Source organism: Paenibacillus harenae DSM 16969, from assembly GCF_000422465.1.
Lineage (GTDB): Bacteria > Bacillota > Bacilli > Paenibacillales > Paenibacillaceae > Pristimantibacillus > Pristimantibacillus harenae.
Map to the genome: position 1 here is coordinate 1,317,087 of NZ_KE383842.1, position 14,007 is coordinate 1,331,093.

At 49.8% G+C, this 14,007-nt stretch carries 13 protein-coding genes; all 13 read right to left on the reverse strand.

Going from position 1 to position 14,007, the window contains the following annotated elements:
• Nucleotides 1-42 precede the first annotated feature (42 nt).
• The 13 genes from H581_RS0116470 to dapA all read right to left on the reverse strand — a co-directional run bounded on the left by H581_RS0116470 (nt 43) and on the right by dapA (nt 13,980).
• The gene (locus tag H581_RS0116470; protein WP_028610968.1) at nt 43-537 is read right to left on the reverse strand and encodes a YajQ family cyclic di-GMP-binding protein; all 495 of its coding nucleotides are present in this window, start codon (nt 535-537) and stop codon (nt 43-45) included.
• Nucleotides 538-562: 25 nt separating this feature from the next.
• Nucleotides 563-1,495 carry a helix-turn-helix domain-containing protein gene (locus H581_RS34300; RefSeq protein WP_051250870.1) on the reverse strand — a complete coding sequence of 311 codons (933 nt, stop codon included), beginning with the start codon at nt 1,493-1,495 and terminating at the stop codon, nt 563-565.
• A gap of 18 nt (nt 1,496-1,513) precedes the next feature.
• Entirely contained in the window at nt 1,514-2,281 is a 768-nt protein-coding gene (locus H581_RS0116480; RefSeq protein WP_028610969.1) for a DUF3388 domain-containing protein, read from the reverse strand.
• Nucleotides 2,282-2,474: 193 nt separating this feature from the next.
• A complete protein-coding gene (locus H581_RS0116490) occupies nt 2,475-2,726 on the reverse strand; it encodes a DUF3243 domain-containing protein (protein ID WP_028610970.1) in 252 nt (83 codons plus the stop codon).
• A 109-nt stretch (nt 2,727-2,835) separates the two neighbouring features.
• Nucleotides 2,836-3,582, reverse strand: coding sequence for an elongation factor P 5-aminopentanone reductase (gene ymfI / locus H581_RS0116495; protein WP_028610971.1), 747 nt, complete (start codon nt 3,580-3,582; stop codon nt 2,836-2,838).
• Entirely contained in the window at nt 3,579-4,865 is a 1,287-nt protein-coding gene (gene yfmH / locus H581_RS0116500; protein WP_028610972.1) for an EF-P 5-aminopentanol modification-associated protein YfmH, read from the reverse strand. The genes ymfI and yfmH overlap by 4 nt, the downstream gene beginning before the upstream one ends.
• A gap of 3 nt (nt 4,866-4,868) precedes the next feature.
• A complete protein-coding gene (gene yfmF, locus H581_RS0116505; protein WP_051251049.1) occupies nt 4,869-6,095 on the reverse strand; it encodes an EF-P 5-aminopentanol modification-associated protein YfmF in 1,227 nt (408 codons plus the stop codon).
• A gap of 196 nt (nt 6,096-6,291) precedes the next feature.
• Nucleotides 6,292-7,053, reverse strand: coding sequence for a spore cortex-lytic enzyme (gene sleB / locus H581_RS0116510; protein WP_028610974.1), 762 nt, complete (start codon nt 7,051-7,053; stop codon nt 6,292-6,294).
• Between the two features lie 118 nt (nt 7,054-7,171).
• A complete protein-coding gene (locus tag H581_RS0116515; RefSeq protein WP_028610975.1) occupies nt 7,172-9,847 on the reverse strand; it encodes an FtsK/SpoIIIE family DNA translocase in 2,676 nt (891 codons plus the stop codon).
• Between the two features lie 69 nt (nt 9,848-9,916).
• The gene (locus tag H581_RS0116520) at nt 9,917-10,141 is read right to left on the reverse strand and encodes a YlzJ-like family protein (RefSeq protein WP_028610976.1); all 225 of its coding nucleotides are present in this window, start codon (nt 10,139-10,141) and stop codon (nt 9,917-9,919) included.
• On the reverse strand, nt 10,138-10,887 hold the full coding sequence (locus tag H581_RS34305; RefSeq protein ID WP_036718727.1) for a ClpP family protease: 750 nt from the start codon (nt 10,885-10,887) through the stop codon (nt 10,138-10,140). Before H581_RS34305 ends, H581_RS0116520 begins: the two co-directional genes overlap by 4 nt.
• Nucleotides 10,888-11,148: 261 nt before the next feature.
• Nucleotides 11,149-12,828, reverse strand: coding sequence for a ribonuclease J (locus tag H581_RS0116530; protein WP_028610977.1), 1,680 nt, complete (start codon nt 12,826-12,828; stop codon nt 11,149-11,151).
• Between the two features lie 276 nt (nt 12,829-13,104).
• Entirely contained in the window at nt 13,105-13,980 is an 876-nt protein-coding gene (gene dapA, locus H581_RS0116535) for a 4-hydroxy-tetrahydrodipicolinate synthase (RefSeq protein ID WP_028610978.1), read from the reverse strand.
• Nucleotides 13,981-14,007: the final 27 nt, after the last annotated feature.

The following is a 14,007-nucleotide window of genomic DNA, read 5'->3' on the forward strand; positions in this document are numbered from 1 at the left end:
AAGCTCCGTTTCACATCATGCAATGAAACGAAGCTTCATGAATTAAGAACGATAATTCGTAAATTGCAGTTCGACAGGCAAATCGGCTTCCCTCAGCATTTTCATTACGGCCTGCAAATCATCCAGGCTTTTGCCGGATACCCGTATTTGATCGCCTTGGATTTGGCTCTTAACCTTAAGCTTCGAATCACGGATTAAAATATTGATTTTCTTTGCCGCATCCTGCTCGATGCCCTGTCTCAATTTAATCTTTTGACGAACGGTTCCTCCGGATGCGCCTTCGATCTTTCCATAATCCAGGTTCTTGATCGGCACGCCGCGCTTCACCATCTTGGATAATAAAATATCAAGAACGCTCTTTAGCTTATACTCATCCTCGGATGCCACGATCAGGTCTTCCTTCTCAAGCGCGATACTGCTCTTGCTGCCTTTGAAATCAAATCGTGTTTCAATCTCCCGCTCCGCTTGCTGGATGGCATTAGCCAACTCCTGCATATCAACCTTTGAAACAATGTCAAATGCGTTTTCTGAAGCCATGAAATCTCTCCTTTGCTACCGTTTACTATTCGGCTGCATTCTGTTCCGTATCTTCCGTACCTTCTCCCGTCTGATCTGCATCCGTCTGCGTATCCCCTTCCACCGGATAAAGCAGAAGCTTCTTCGAAGTGGCTTTGTCGCCGTCAGGCACCAGGACGCCGTCAACCTTTATTTCAATGTAATCGGCCCGGCCGACATTGATGTAGAGTGGACCCGTCAAATCATAAGGCTGTACGGTACCGTCCTCCGCATTAGCGGAAAACAGCTTCTTTCCCGAGTTGCTTCCTTCCCGAACCTCCAGCCAGCTTCTCCCGCCAACCACTTTAATCTCGAGCTTATGGACGCCGGCAGGCCCAATATCGTATTGGTCCGCTTTACCCACTTTGCTGCCGAAAGTTACGGTCGTCGGAGGCGGAGTCGGCACAGGCGGTGATGGAACAACCTCATCCGAACCGTTATTTTCGGTGGTATTGCCGGAAGTCTCTTCATTCTGCGTATCGGCCGGAGGCTCGCTGGCATCCGTAATGTTCGTTTTCTGATCCGCCTGCTTCGGCGGTTCGGAATCTCGATTAATCACATACACCCATACAACGACGACGATCAGGATGAGGAAAGACCACATCATCACGTTGAAGCCGATTTTGCCAAGGCGCTCAGACGATTGCGATTTCACTCTGCGCGGCGTTCGTACCGGCAAGGGTTCGACAATCTGTTCGGCCGGGGCCGCAGGCACCTCATGCTGATAGAGCCGAAGTACTTCATCAGGATCGAGACCGACAGCTTCTGAGTAATTTTTCACAAATGCCCGCACATAGAAAGGACCGGGAAGTACCGTATGGTCCCCGCTTTCAATTGCTTGCAAATACCGTTTTCTAATTTTAGTTGTCTCCTGGATATCATCAAGCGATAAGCCGCGCTTCTCTCTTGCATTCTGAAGTAATACGCCTAAATCAGACATGAGACGGCCTCCTTCCGACTAGAAATCGTCTGTGTAGTTTGCAGTGAAACTTTCGTATGTAATTTCTTCATCCGGGGTATTTCTGAGTTCTATAATAATGTCAAAATGACTGTAGTCATAATGAGATTCCTTTATGAAAATATCGGGATGCTCGATGACTTTCGTAGAAGGCATCGCCATTATTTCCTGCAGCAAGCCATGATGCTTCTCATTCGAACGAATGGTGCTTACGATACCGTCAATAATAAAAATATTATTCGACTGCATTTCGTCCTCTGAGAGCTGGCTCCGGACGGTCTGGCGAAGCAGCGTTGAAGATACGAATGTCCATCTTTTGTTAGAGCACACACTGCCCGCAATAATGGATTCGGTCTTCCCGACCCGGGGCATCCCCCGAAGACCAATAACCTGATTCCCTTCACGCTTGAACACTTCGCCCAGAAAATCGACTAAAATCCCAAGCTCATCGCGGATGAAGCGGAACGTCTTCCGGTCGTCGGAATCCCTTTCTATGTAACGCCCGTGGCGTACAGCCAATATGTCTACAATTGTAGGCGTTCTCAGTTTGTTCACGGTAATATTATCAACCTTTTGAAGCATCTTGCCAAGCAGCTCAATTTTCTCGTCGTCGTCGGTTTGAAGCAGCATGCCGCGCGTCCGATCCTCAACGCCGTTAATTGTCATGATGTTAACTTCAAGCATCCCAAGCAACGAGGCGATATCGCCAAGCAAACCCGGGCGGTTCTTATGTATTTTGTACTCCATGTACCATTGCTTCGATTCCAAGGCAGTCACCATCCTAAACCAATTCGTTTCGACGTAAGAAAATAATGGATTTGTCCGTCATAAAACATTATTCTACAATTTTCGTCATAATCCTGCAAGCCCTCATAAAACATTGCAGAAAAGCCTCCGGATGGGAGGCTTTCCTGCTGCTGCTTCTGTGACGAAAATGTGCCGTCGTTTCGCTTTGGTCCTGCTAGGTTCTTTGGACGAGCTTGATCATCAAGCCGGCGATCGTTCTACGCTCTGCCTCGTCGCCCACATCCCACAGTTCCTTAAGCACCCGTTCTTCCTCATTTTTCGGATCGACTTTCTCATCGAGAAAGCTGCCAATTTCATAAGCCAAGCTCGTAATGGTTTGTTCCGTCATTCCGGCATTTTTAGCTTGTGAAACGCGGTCCGCCAAAAAATGTTTCCATGTCGCAAAATTAGAAAGGACAGTTGACATGTCTCTTCGCCTCCTAAAGGTGTAGAAAGAATCATCAACAATCATTATTTTGCGACAATGGCTATTAATTTATTCAACGGGCTTGTACGGCAAAAAGTTGCACGGATTTTTAAGTATGCCAGCCGCCGTTCGGACTTATCACTTGTCCGGTAATATAAGACGATTCGGGAAGCGACAAAAAATAAACAAGCGATGCGATTTCATCCGTCGAACCGAAGCGGCCGACCGGAATCTCCTGCTGCAGCGCCGCTTTCTCTTCATCGTTAAAGCCGCCCATCATATCCGTATCGACGGCGCCGGGGGCAACCGCATTGACGGTAACGCCGGCCTGGGCCAATTCCTTGGCCAGCGCCTTCGTAAATGCGTTCATGCCGCCCTTTGTCGTGGAATACAGCACCTCGCAGGATGCGCCAGACATGCCCCAAATGGAAGAAACGTTGATGATCCGGCCGTATCTTTGCGCTATCATATGCGGCATGAACAGCTGCGTGCATAGAAACATGCCCTTCAGATTAACGGCCATCACATCGTCCCATTCTTCTTCGGTTACGTCCATAAGCATGCCGTAACTCGAGATGCCGCCGTTATTGACCAAAATATCGGGCAGCATATTGTGGCTTTCCAGCTTTTCCTTCATACGCCCTAGCTGCTCCTTCGAGCGCAGATCGGCTGAGATCGTCAGCACGTTGGCGCCGAGTGCCATGCATGTCCGGGCCGTTTCATTCGCAACTTCATGCGATTGTAAATAATGAATGACAATATTAACACCTTCCGCGGCAAATCGTTTGGCAATCGCTGCCCCGATGCCGCGGCTTCCCCCGGTAATTAGTACAGTCATTTGCTGCAGGGTCTTCATTTTTCGGGCTGCTTCACAATGGACACGGCAAGCTGATTGAAATCAAAATGCTCGCGCAGACGCGCATTGACATCTTCCAGCGTACAGCTTTCGTAGAAAGCGAGCACATCGAACATATCGCTTTCACGGAACCGGTATCTCGTAAACTCGCCGGCAATCGCTTCAGGGGAATTTAGCATCCTTAAATAACCGCCGATTTTTTTACGCTTGGAGCGCTCGAATGCTTCCGGCTCAATGCCGCCGGTTAATTTTTGTTCGACCGCTGCTCGAATTTGGTTAATTAATTCATCCGGGTCGGGCGTGTCTCCACCGATAACGGAGAAGGCATAGCCTGTGCTGGAATTATATTCATGGCCGAACGAATCGGAGATCAAATCGTTCTCATACAGCTGCTGAAACAGCTTCGAGCTCGGTCCGATTAAGGCATCCAGCATCAGCTTCGTCGTAACCTCTTGGCGCAGCAGCGCTGCCCCGGTAAGGCCTGCCTGCTTCTCTTTAAAGCCCATCATGCATTTCGGCAAAGAAACAGGAAGCTCAGACACCTTGCGGGCGATTTTCACGGCAGAAGGCTCTTTCTCGAAATAACGCTCGATCGCGCCCTGCGGTTCGAAAGACTTCGCGCTTTGATTGGCGCGTACGAGCTCCATTACCTCGTCGGCCTTCACGCCGCCTACGACAAACAGCAGCATATTGGACGGATGGTAGAACGTCTCATAACAGCGGTACAAGGTTTCCTTATCGATCTGTCTTATCGACTCGACGGTACCCGCGATATCGATATGAACGGGATGCTCATGGTACAGCGCATCGATCAGTCCGAAATAAACCCTCCAATCCGGATTATCGCGATACATATTAATTTCCTGCTCGATGATCCCTTTTTCCTTCTCCACATTCGCATCCGTGAAATAAGGATTTTGAACGAAATTAATTAACGTCTCTAAATTCGCTTGGATTTGCTCGGTAGCCGAGAACAAATAGACTGTCCTGTCAAAACTCGTAAACGCGTTGGCGGAAGCTCCCTGCGATGCAAATACCGCAAAGATGTCGCCCGTCGGCTCCTCGAACATTTTGTGTTCCAGAAAATGGGCGATGCCGTCCGGTACTTTAACGGGAGCTTGGTTTCCGACGGAAAACCGGTTGTCAACGGAACCATACTTAGTTGCGAAGGTAGCATAGGTTTTATTGAAGCCTTCCTTCGGAAGTACGATAACCTCAAGTCCGTTATCAAGGACTTCCCTATACAGCGTTTCCTGCACGTTTGGATATTGAAGGGTTTGCATCGGTTACGCCTCCTTTCGGTCACGCAAAAAGTAAATCGTATCCAGCTGCACGCGTTCCGCAACCTTGACGATATCCGCCGCCGTAACGGCCTGAACCTGCTCCAGCAGCTGCTGCGCGCTTCTTTGTTTTCCGGTGAGCACACTGTTGAAATCATAGGCAATCATTTCATAAGCGGAATCTTGAAGCTCACGCAAATGATTCGAGATCATCGCTTTCGTCTGGCTAAGCTCCAGCTCCGACAGATTTCCCTGCTTTATGCTCTCGAGCTGCTCCTTAATAATCGCGACCGCGCGGTCGTAATTAGCGAATTCTATGCCGGATTGAATCGTACATATTCCTTTGTGGCCGTCAAGACGCGAAGCAGCGTAGTAGGCCAGGCTTTCCTTCTCGCGGACGTTAAGAAAAAGCTTGGAGTGAGGGTAGCCGCCTAAAATTCCGTTATACATCAATGAAGCGGGATACGCCTCGTCATCGTATCCGATACCCGTCCGGAGCCCCATATTCAGCTTTCCTTGGCTAACCTCCATCCGTTCGATCACGTTCTTCACTTCTTTAACCGGATGATTGACATCCGGCTTCGTATAAGGGGACGGCGTTCCCTCTTTCAGCTTGAACGCTTCGGTTACAAGACGGCTGACTTCCTCCAGCGACGTGTCTCCCACAACGTACAGATCAAGAGCCGCATTCTCCAGCCACTGTTCATAATGCTCATGAAGCGCCGCAGGGGCAATAGCGCCGATCTGGTCCAAACGGCCAAGGGGATGCAGCCGGTAAGGCTCATCCGCGCACATCTCTTCCAGGCAGCGTTCCGCCGCGTAACGGATTTTATCGTTAACGATTGCTTCCAGACGTTTTCGAAGCGTCGTCTTCTCGGCATCGACATATTTCTGGCGGAATCCGTTATTTTCAATAAGCGGATCGGTCAGCACATCCCCCAGAAATTGAAGCGAAGCTGCGAGCAGCGGAGTGTCGGAGGAAACAAACCGGTCGTTGATGACATCCATACGAAATTGGACGATCTGGGAATCGCCTCTTTTATAAACGTCAAACCCGAAGCCCGCCCCATACAAATCATCAAGCTTCTCGCGAAAAGCGATGGTCTCCGGCGTGTTCGCCGTGCCTCTTCGAAGTACAAACGGAATAAGAGCAACCGGCGTTACCGTTGCTTCATCAAGCGGAAGTCCTGCAAATAACGAAATGGCAAACGTTTTGAATCGTTTCGTAGGCATGACATGCAGCCGTATGCGCTGCAGCCGCCCTCTTTCGAATGGGGTCACTCGGTTTGCTCCTTTCAAGCTGCTTTTTATATAAGTAAATCTATTCCAATTGACAAATCTCTATACCATTCTACCCCAACGGAAATGGAAGAAGCAACCACTGCTGCGCTTGGCAGTAACGGCTGCTTCCAGTCTGTTCAACGTATAGCTACATGCAGAAAATATGCTTTCCGATCGTCTTGATCTGCGTTCGGGTCCATATCCATTTCGAGGTGGCCGTAACCGGGTTGAAATAATAAAGGCAGCCGCCGGAAGGATCCCAACCGTTAATGGCATCCTCTACCGCTTCACGCGCTTTAGCATTTGGCGTTAACCAAATTTGCCCGTCTGCAACAGCCGTAAAAGCGCCCGGTTGAAAAATAACGCCATAAATCGTATTCGGAAAGCTTTGCGACTTCACCCGGTTAATAATAACGGCCGCCACCGCTACTTGCCCCTCGTAAGGTTCGCCGCGCGCTTCGCCGTAAACGGCGTTGGACATCATTCTAAGGTCATTTTCCGTTAATCCTAACCGGTTGGATCTGGCAATCGACGAATTGGCGCCGCCTCCGCCTGAAGCGGGCTTCTGCTTAACTGGCGCCGTCGGTTTCCAGGCTTTCGTCGCTTCCCAAAGCTTAAGCTTTGTTTTTGCGCCCACGACGCCGTCCGATTTTAGCCCGAATTTCCACTGAAACCAGGTGACTGCGTTTTTGGTTTCTTGGCCGAACTGGCCGTCGATTGGTCCATTGAAGAAACCGAGATGCTTAAGACGTCCTTGCAGTTCATATACGTCCTGGCCTGATGAGCCAACCTTTAGCGTTGCATTGCTAAACGTTTCGGCTGCTTTGTTATGCCCGCCGTGCAGCAGTGAGAACGATCCGAACAGCAGCAGTACGATTATCGAGGTCACCACAATCAAACGTTTTTTCATGAAGGGATCTGCCTTTCTCTTGCAAGTTAGTACGCTTAAGGTAGCGTTACCTAACTGTAGTATGAGAAAGTGAATCTGCTTCTATGCACTTTATCCCGCTTTCTGCAATCATCGGAAATTAAGAGCTTATCCGGTTCGCTTGAAACTGCTCCATCGTAATCAGAACCTCACGCGGCTTACTGCCCTCGTAAGGCCCTACGATAGATCGGGCCTCCATTTGATCGATCAGCCGGGCTGCTCTTGTATACCCGATTCGCATCCGGCGCTGCAATAATGACACGGATGCTTGCTTCGCCTCTATAATAATCTGTACGGCCTGGTCGTAAAGCTCATCCAGCATTTCATCTCCGTCGGCGGATTCCTCCTCCACCTCAGGCACCAAATCTTCTTTGTATTCCGCTTCCGCTTGGTCGCGAGCATAATTCACGAGCGTTTCCACTTCCTGATCGGACAGGAAGGCTCCTTGAACCCTAATCGGCTTGGACATGCCTACTGGCAGAAACAGCATATCTCCCCGCCCTAACAGCTTCTCTGCTCCAGCCATGTCCAGAATCGTCCGTGAATCGACTTGCGAAGACACGCCGAAGGCAATACGGGACGGGATATTGGCCTTGATCACGCCCGTAATTACGTCAACCGACGGTCTCTGAGTCGCAATAATCAGATGGATGCCGGCTGCGCGGGCCATTTGGGCCAACCTCGCAATCGAATCCTCAACATCATTAGCAGCCACCATCATTAAATCCGCAAGCTCGTCCACGATAACAACGATATACGGAAGTACGGCTGCAGGATTATCTGCCATTAACAGATTGTAGCCCTCGATATTCCGGGTCGCCGATTTTGAAAACAACTCGTATCTTTTCTCCATCTCTACGACGATTTTCTTAAGCGCGAGTGAAGCCCGCCGCGGGTCCGTTACAACGGGAGCAAGGAGATGGGGGATCCCGTTATAGACGTTCAATTCAACCATCTTAGGGTCGATCATAAGAAATTTCACTTCGTCCGGAGCCGCTTTGTACAAAATACTCGTAATGATCCCATTAATACAAACTGATTTCCCGGAGCCCGTAGCGCCCGCAACGAGCAAATGCGGCATTTTGGCCAGGTTGCCGACGATGGTCTGCCCGGATATATCCCTGCCGAATGCGATCGAAAGCTTCGAGGACGCGTTCTGGAATGTCGCAGTCTCCATAACCTCCCGCATCGTAACGACGGAAACCTCCATATTCGGCACCTCTATCCCGATAGCTGATTTGCCTGGTATAGGCGCCTCCATCCGGATATCCTTAGCCGCAAGCGCTAACGCAATGTCATCGGTCAACCCGACGATCCGGCTAACCTTAACGCCGGTCGCAGGCTGCACCTCATAACGGGTAACCGCGGGACCGCGTACGACGTCAAGCACCTTCGCCCTTACGCCGAAGCTTTCGAGCGTCGCTTCCAGCTTTCTTCTTGAATCATACATATCCGTCGCATCCGAGCCTTTGCCGAGCGGGTTCGGCTTGTTAAGCAAGGAGAACGGCGGAAGCAGATACGGCTTTTCAGCCTGGAGCTCTCCAATAGGCCTTCTTGCCTCCGTATGGCCTTGCTCCGCATCGATAACCAGCGCCTCTGAAGGAACAACGGTATCAGCTTCAGTGTCGGAAATTTCAATGTCCTCCAATGCCGGATCATCGTCATTCTCATCGAATACCGCAGCCGGAATACCGGGACCGGACTCATCTGCAGGCAGAGGCCAGGCTCCGTCCCAGTCCTCAGCGCGATTCTCTTCTGAATGCGGCACATTTGCGCTTGAATCGATTCCTGCGTCTAACCAAGGCGCACGTTCATCGACAAGAGGATTCGTGACAGGCGTGTTCGTATGTAATTCCTCTCCGGATTTCTCCCATTCCTGCTCGTTCTGCCAAGCAGGCTTGCCGCCCGCGTCTGAGGACACGGGATCGGGCTCAAGCACCCATTCGTCTTGCTCGTCTTCCTTGTCGTCCACTTCTTCATCGTGATGATCCTGTCTCCAGGAAAAAAACAAGGATCTCCGCCTTCTCGGCGGCGTAACGACGTAGCTGTCATGATCATCGTCGATCGTATCGTCGTCATCATCAAAGTCAGATCCGGTTCTATTCCCATTGGCCGCTGCGGATGCGGCAGACCGTGTTGAAGCACGGGCTGCCCACTTGGATCCTAACAGCTTGATCATCCGAGTTGCTTTGCCCGTTATCATCCTCCCCAGCTCGACATAGGATTTACCGGTCATCAGCATGACGGAGATGGCAAACATCACAAACATGATCAGCTTGGCGCCATAATATCCGAACAACGAAAAAAATAACGAGTATTGCACTGCTCCAACATATCCGCCGCTTATTTGTTTGTCTCTAATCGGCACATCGTTTACTGCCGCTACGTTTATTAGCGATGCATTCAAATCGCTGCTCAGCTGGTCTAATATGAGTCCCCCCGTCAGCTCGGCTGCCGGGCCAAGCTTCTGGTCGATTTCAGAAATGGAGCTCATTAACGCAAATGCAAGCACCAAAATAAGCAAGCCTGTCCGCTTGTTTGTCCAACCGCGCGGCCAAGCTCGCTTCACCATTACTGCAAGTCCAATGAATATCCCGACAAGTGCGAGCACGAAATAAAATTTGCCGAGCACAAGCCCGAACAGCTTCGATAACGATCGCCCGACCGCCGCTTCGCCGGATAGCGCGATTATGGAAATCGTTATAAGCAGGATACCGTAAACTTCATATTTTAAAGTTGCTCCGATTGTTTTTTTTCGTCTTCTTTTCTTAGCCAAATCAGTCACCTCTGGTAAAACATTATACCATAGGTGGACAAATGTTCCTATGCGACATTCGCACGAACATCAGTTTGCAGGCGTCTGATAAGAAATAATCGTTCCTGGCGTAAGGTTGGGGTTTAAATAATCGTCGAGGCCGCATTCCAATAAACGAACGATTTTTCCGATGCCGGGAGCTACCGGCATGACTTCCATTTTTACGCCCAGCGCCCATACCTCCTGAGCGGGCTTTACCTCATCGTGGAAGCCCTCCAGAACGAGCTCAAGCGGCATATTCGTATATAACGTCATACGGGAGTCACCTCAGCTTTGGACATTTTATAAGCTTCGATGCGTTGATTCAGTTCTTTGATTGCTTCGCCTAATCCGCCGACCCGGTCAATCAAACCATGTTTGACTGCATCGGCTCCAATGACCGTTGTCCCGATATCCCGCGTTAATTCGCCTGTCTTGAACATGAGATCCCTGAACGTCTGCTCGGTCACATTGGAGTGAGAGGTTACAAAGCGAATAACGCGCTCCTGCATTTTATCCAAATACTCGAATGTTTGAGGCACCCCGATGACTAATCCATTCAGTCGGATCGGATGAATCGTCATTGTCGCCGTTTCAGCAATAAAAGACAGATCCCCTGCGACCGCTATGGGAACGCCGATGGAATGTCCGCCTCCAAGGACAAGCGTAACGGTTGGTTTGGACAAGGAAGATATCATTTCGGCGATGGCCAGGCCCGCTTCCACATCTCCGCCCACCGTATTAAGTACGATAAGTACGCCTTCAATTTTTTGATTTTGCTCCGCCGCCACGAGCTGAGGAATGAGGTGCTCATACTTCGTCGTTTTGTTTTGCGGGGGCAGCACAAGATGTCCCTCCACTTGACCGATGATCGTCATGCAAAATACGTTAGACTCCGCAGGCGCCGGAGTTGAAGTTTGTCCAAGCTGCTGGATCGTATCTACAACAGGGTTTCCTCTTCTTTTGTCGTCCGCGATAGGCTCCGGCTGATCGGAAGTATTTCCATCTCTTGTTTGCCACATAACGTGCAATCCCCCTCAACTATGCGTAAACGGTTGATGCCATCCTTGGCGCATAAACCCGTTTCGCGGTGAATATAAGCAAGATGTAACAGGAAATTTTCACTTCTCATGCTTTACTTTTTAACACAACATAGTATGGGGCCGGATAACGAATTTATACAGCTGCAAAATTATTACAACTAAAATCATAAAAAAGACCGCTTGCATCCGCAGCGGCATGTGCGGATATAACAAGCAGTCTGTTCTTGACTGTGATTTGGGTTAGACTTCCATAATGATCGGCAAAATCATAGGGCGACGACGAGTCTGCTCGTACAAAAATCTTCCAAGCGCATCTTTTACATTCGTCTTTAAGGAAGCCCATTCATTAACTTTATCATTCATCAACCGGGTAAGGGTTGAAGTTACGATGCGGTTCGCTTCATCGAGCAAGCCTTCGGATTCGCGTACATAGACGAAACCGCGCGAGATAATATCCGGTCCGGACACAATAGCGCCGTCTTGTTTGCTTAACGTTACGACAACAACGAGAATACCGTCTTGCGAAAGAAGCTTACGGTCGCGCAAAACGATATTGCCTACGTCTCCGACGCCCAAACCGTCAATCAACACGTTTCCGGCTTGTACCTTCGAGCCTTTGCGCGCGCTGCCGTTCTGGAATTCGACCGTATCGCCGTTATCCACGATGAAAATGTTTTCACGTTCAACTCCGATTGCTTCTCCCAGTTTGCCATGTTGACGCAGCATCCTGTATTCGCCGTGAATCGGAATGAAATATTTAGGCTTAATTAAGTTAAGCATCAGCTTCAATTCTTCCTGACTGCCGTGGCCCGATACGTGCACGCCGGAAACGGAACCGTGGCCGTAGATAACATTCGCGCCAAGACGGAATAATTCATCGACGGTACGACCGACGTATCTCTCATTGCCCGGGATTGGCGTTGCCGCGATAATAACTGTGTCTCCCGGTAAAATGTCCACCTTGCGATGCGTTGAGCGCGCCATGCGCGTAAGCGCCGACATCGGCTCGCCTTGACTGCCTGTACATAAAATGACCACGCGGTCTGCGGCAAGTTTGTTCACTTCTTCCGGTTCAATGATCATTCCTTCCGGAATGTTCAAGTATCCGAGATCCGATGCGATGCCAACGACGTTAACCATACTTCGGCCTACGACAGCGATCTTGCGCTTTGTTGCGATTGCGGCATTTATAATCTGTTGAATCCGGTGAACGTTCGACGCAAATGTCGCGACGACTACGCGCTGCGACGACTTGCGGAAAATATCCTCGAGATTGTCGCCGACTTGGGCTTCAGACGGTGTAAAGCCCGGACGTTCGGCGTTGGTGCTGTCTGATAACAAGGCAAGCACGCCGCGTTTTCCAATTTCAGCGATTCGCTGCAAATCGGCAAATTGATCATTTACCGGCGTATGATCGAATTTAAAGTCCCCCGTATGAACGACGGTTCCTTCCGGCGTGTCCAAACATACGCCGACCGAGTCGGGAATACTGTGGTTCGTCTTGAAGAAGGATGCGCGGATCGTACCCAGTTGAATCTCCGAATCCGCATTGATAAGGATTCGTTTCGTTTCGCCCAGCAGGCTGGCTTCCTTCAATTTACCTTCGATTAGGCCGAGTGTAAGTTTTGTTGCGTAAATCGGTACGTTTAAATTTTTGAGCACGTACGGCAATCCGCCGATATGATCCTCGTGCCCGTGAGTAATAATGATGCCGCGAACTTTATCGCGATTTTCGGTTAAGTAAGAAATATCCGGAATAACAATATCAATCCCGAGCATATCCTCTTCCGGGAATTTCAAACCCGAATCTACAACGACGATGTCATTGTTGTATTGGATGACGTACATGTTCTTTCCGATCTCGCCGACTCCGCCAAGCGCGAATATGAGCAGCTTATCCTGGTTGTTCTTTTTAGACAAGTGTATCTTGACCTCCTTATATTGTTGCGAAGCAATTGCTGCCCCGTTATATCCTATTCATTGTTGATATTCGTTCATATGTGCTGAAATTGTCAGATGCCGCTCTGACGTATTGATTACTTCCAAATATTTGCCGCACCCAGTCACTTGAAATCATTATACATGAAGAAAAAGATGGAATACAAGTGAAACCCGTTAAACCGTTACCCTGTATATTTCCCCAAAAAATAAAACCGATGCTGGATGCACCGGCTGCAATCAACGAATCGTGTCTATTTATAAGACCAGCTTACGCAGAAATTCTGCCTCCGCTTCGTTTACCGTAACGAGCGGGAGTCTCACTCCGCCAACCGGAAGTCCCTTAAGACCAAGCGCATATTTCACGGCAACCGGATTCGGGACAGGATGCGGGCAAGCGAAGAGCCCCTTGAATATAGGATGGCACTCACGGTTAAGCTTAGCCGCTTCTTGAACGTTTCCGTTAAGATAAGCGGTTATTAATTGTTTCATCTTCGAGCCGATAATGTGGCTTGCGACGCTCACGATTCCGTATGCGCCTACGGCCAATGCCGGAAGGGTCATGCTGTCCTCGCCGCTGTAAACTTTAAACCCGGCCGGAGCGCCAGTTATAATTTGCGTAAGCTGGTCGGTATTGGCGCAATCTTTCGTTCCTATGACATTGCTGATCTGAGCTAATCGGAGAGTGGTCTCTACCGAGATATTAACGCCCGTGCGCCCCTCTACGTTATAGAGGATTATCGGCAAGGCAGTAGCTTCCGCGACCGCCTTGAAGTGTTGATACAGCCCTTCCTGGCTCGGACGGTTGTAATAAGGCGCTACGAGCAGCACGCCGTCTACTCCGGCGGCCTCCGCTTCTTTGGTCAAATGGATGGAGTGGGCCGTGTTGTTGCTGCCCGTACCGGCAATAATCTTGCAACGGCCATTCGCGTGTTTGACAGCAAAACGGAACAGCTCCAGCTTCTCTTCATCCGACAGCGTCGGCGTTTCGCCGGTAGTTCCGGAAACGACAAGACTATCGCTTTGCTGCTCCTCAATTAAATAATCAATCAATCGGCCTGTTGTATGCCAGTCGATTTGACCGTCCGTATCGAATGGCGTTACCATTGCGGTAATCAATCTTCCAAATTCCATCTGTAATTCCTCCTAAAAATGTAGCTG

What these genes read in the sequence shown, in the direction of transcription:
- H581_RS0116490 (WP_028610970.1), bottom strand. Translation starts at nt 2,726, where the DNA reads ATGTCAACTGTCCTTTCTAATTTTGCGACATGGAAACATTTTTTGGCG.
- yfmF (WP_051251049.1), bottom strand. Translation starts at nt 6,095, where the DNA reads ATGCCTACGAAACGATTCAAAACGTTTGCCATTTCGTTATTTGCAGGA.
- yfmH (WP_028610972.1), bottom strand. Translation starts at nt 4,865, where the DNA reads ATGCAAACCCTTCAATATCCAAACGTGCAGGAAACGCTGTATAGGGAA.
- dapA (WP_028610978.1), bottom strand. Translation starts at nt 13,980, where the DNA reads ATGGAATTTGGAAGATTGATTACCGCAATGGTAACGCCATTCGATACG.
- H581_RS34300 (WP_051250870.1), bottom strand. Translation starts at nt 1,495, where the DNA reads ATGTCTGATTTAGGCGTATTACTTCAGAATGCAAGAGAGAAGCGCGGC.
- H581_RS34305 (WP_036718727.1), bottom strand. Translation starts at nt 10,887, where the DNA reads ATGTGGCAAACAAGAGATGGAAATACTTCCGATCAGCCGGAGCCTATC.
- H581_RS0116470 (WP_028610968.1), bottom strand. Translation starts at nt 537, where the DNA reads ATGGCTTCAGAAAACGCATTTGACATTGTTTCAAAGGTTGATATGCAG.
- ymfI (WP_028610971.1), bottom strand. Translation starts at nt 3,582, where the DNA reads ATGAAGACCCTGCAGCAAATGACTGTACTAATTACCGGGGGAAGCCGC.
- sleB (WP_028610974.1), bottom strand. Translation starts at nt 7,053, where the DNA reads ATGAAAAAACGTTTGATTGTGGTGACCTCGATAATCGTACTGCTGCTG.
- H581_RS0116520 (WP_028610976.1), bottom strand. Translation starts at nt 10,141, where the DNA reads ATGACGTTATATACGAATATGCCGCTTGAGCTCGTTCTGGAGGGCTTC.